The organism is Pseudolysinimonas sp. (assembly GCF_031389465.1).
Taxonomy (GTDB): domain Bacteria; phylum Actinomycetota; class Actinomycetes; order Actinomycetales; family Microbacteriaceae; genus Pseudolysinimonas_A.
Window position 1 is genome coordinate 1 of record NZ_JANMSQ010000143.1, and the last position, 2,883, is coordinate 2,883.

Genomic DNA, 2,883 nt, shown 5'->3' on the forward strand with positions numbered 1-2,883 from the left:
AGGGCGGTCCAGAAGTGGGGCTGCTGCAGGATCCAGAGGTACTGATCGAAGCCGACGAACTGCCCGCTGCCGCGCACGAGATCCCAGTCCTGGAAGGAGATCACCGCGGTGAAGATGATGGGGAAGAGGCCGACGACCAGAAACATCAGGAAGAACGGCGAGATGTAGAGGTAGGGCGAGAACTTGAGGTCCCACCGGCTCAACCGGTGCGAGAACGAGATGACCCTAACCGGCGGGCGGCTCTTCGTCGAGGTGCTCATGGCGTGGCTTTCAGGTGCGTGGGACCGGAGGGGTGAACGGGAGAGGGGTGCGAACCGAGCCGTCGGCCCGCACCCCTCAGTGGTGAATTAGAAGGCCGAAACCTCGGTCACCCAGGTGTTCCAGCTGGTGTCGGCGTCTTCGAGACCGTCGAACACGCGGGTCACGGCGTTCTGCAGAGCGTCGTGGAACTGGAAGTACTGCGGTCCCTTGAACGTCGCGACCGTGATGGCCTCGGCGCGGGCGGTGAGGATCTCACCGGTGGGGGCGTTGTTGAAGTACTCGTTCGTCGCCGCAGCGAGCTCGTCGCTGGCAAGCGCCTCGACCTGGCTCGGGAAGGTGCCCGCGTTGGCGAACGCCTTCATCTGGGTCTCGGGCGAGGTCAGCCAGGCAGCGAGCTCGCTCGCGGCCTCCACGTTGGCGCCGTTGGCCGGAACGGTCAGGTACGAACCGCCCCAGTTTCCGCCGCCGCCGGGGAACGCGTCAGCGATGTCCCAGCCCGTGGTCTCGGCCGCGTTGCCCGAGATGACACCGAGCATCCAGCCGGGGCAGAGCATCACGGCGAACTCGCCGCTGGCGAGGGAGGCGAACCAGTCCTCGCTCCACTGGCCCGAGTAGGCTGCGATCGGAACGGCCTTTGAGGTCACGGCCTCGTACGCCGCCTGGATGTCAGCGTTCTCGGTCGCGACGATCGAGCCGTCGGTCTCCTCGTACGCGATTTCGAGCTGGTTCACCATGCCCTGGAGCACGGAGTTGGCCGAGTCGATGAACGGCTTGCCCGTGGCGGCCGTGTAGTCGGCGCCGATCTGGAAGAAGTTGTCCCAGTCGCCATCGAACAGCGCGGCGACCTCGCCGCGGTCGGTCGGCAGACCGGCCGCGCCGAACAGGTCGGCGCGGTAGCAGATGCCCTGCGGGCCGATGTCGGTGCCGTACGCGATGAGGTTGCCGGCAGAGTCGGTCGCGGAGGCTTCCTTCCAGTCGAGCCAGCGGCCCTGAAGGTCGGCAGGAACCGGCGCGAGGAGGTCGGCGTACTGCATGGCCTCGGTAAACCAGTCGATCTCGACCGCCTCGACGTCGGCGAGGCCCGAGTTGCCGAGCTTCTGGAAGTAGTTGGCCCGGGCGTCGTTCGACGTCGCGGCCTTGTTGTGCACGACCTCGATGCCGGTCTCGGCGGTGAACTCGGCGAGCAGCTCGTCGGTGTAGCCGAAGTCGTTGAACGTCGCGAGGGTGAGGGTCACCGGCTCGTCGGAGTCGGTTCCACCTCCTCCCGTGCATCCGGTCGCGACGAGGGCGAGGGTGGCGGCACCGGCGATTGCCGCGGCCATTTTGCGTCGTGAAGTTCTCACGGTCACTCCTTTGTGTGTGTGCAGATGGATGGTGGTCCCGACCCCGTCAGCGGAGGAGAGCGCTCTCACTCCATGTCGTGGGAGCCCTCTCACGGGATTGGTGCACAGACTAGGGACGTCGCTCGACGACTGTCAAGCGCGAGTTGGGAGCGCTCCTACTGCTGTAAACGCTTGCCCCGCGCAGATCCCCTGATACACGGGGCGCGACGGGGCTGGTGACGCTCAAGAAAACTTCTGGCGTCGGTCCTTGGCGCGACGATGTCGGTCAGGCCGCCGGAGGCGATCTTCCTGATCGACCCGCAGTTATCGGTTTGGCAAAGGAGCCGAAATCGCGGGCTCCGGGTCGCCTCCGGCGGCGAGCTGCGCCGCGAGCGCGGCGTCGGCGTCAGCGACCTCCTCGATCGCCGACTTCGTGCGCAGCGGCGGAGCCTTCAAGAAGAAGCTCAGCACGAACGCGACGAGCACGACGGCGAGACACACGACATAGACGGTGACGGCCGCGCTCGCGAAGCCCTCGAGGAACGGCGCGCTCAACCGGGGATCGGCCCCCGTTAGGAACGAGGTGTCACCCTCGAGGCTCGCGCCGACGGGGCTCCCGCCCGCTCCGCTGAGCGCGTCCTGCAGCTGCGGGACGAGGGTGTCGAGCACGCCCGAACGCACCTGCTCGTCGGCGAGGTCGATGCCCGTCGGCAACTGCTGGATCACGGGGTCGACGATTCCGTCGTAGACATGATCCATGATCTCGGCGTTCTGCGGCGCGGTCGCGACGGCGGGGTCGAGCGCGGCGTCGAGGGCTGCACGCAGAATGTCGGTGCGACCGAACGCCGCCAGGATCGTGTCGGGGATGCGCGAGAACAGCACCGAGAACAGGATGGCGACCCCGAGGGTTCCGCCGATCTGTCGGAAAAACGTCGCCGAACTCGTGGCGACCCCGATCTCACGCGGACCGACGGAGTTCTGGCTCGCGATGGTGAGCGTCTGCATGGCCTGACCGAGCCCGAGCCCGATCAGCAGCATCCCGACCATCATGAACCAGACCGGCCGATCCGCTGCGGCGAAGGTGAACCACAGGAACCCGGCAGCCATGAAGCCCGACCCGATCGTCGGAAACACGCGGTAGCGGCCCGTGCGCGAGATGATCTGACCGCTCACGACCGACGAGATCATGAGCCCCAGGATCATCGGCAGCAGCAGGAAGCCACTCTCGGTCGGAGTCGCACCGTTGACCAGTTGGAGGTAGAGGGGGAGCGTCATCATCGCCCCGAACATCCCGAAGCCC

The 2,883-nt window shown here is 66.7% G+C and carries 2 protein-coding genes and 1 pseudogene; all 3 read right to left on the reverse strand.

Translation table 11 applies throughout. The features are described 5' to 3' along the window. Positions 1–260: pseudogene (locus RMO30_RS05555) on the reverse strand (sugar ABC transporter permease); the annotation flags it as partial. Positions 261–347: 87 nt separating this feature from the next. Further along, entirely contained in the window at positions 348–1,610 is a 1,263-nt protein-coding gene (locus RMO30_RS05560) for an extracellular solute-binding protein (protein ID WP_397427897.1), read from the reverse strand. A gap of 297 nt (positions 1,611–1,907) precedes the next feature. After that, on the reverse strand, positions 1,908–2,883 hold a 976-nt coding region (locus RMO30_RS05565), incomplete at its 5' end, for an MFS transporter (RefSeq protein WP_309710551.1).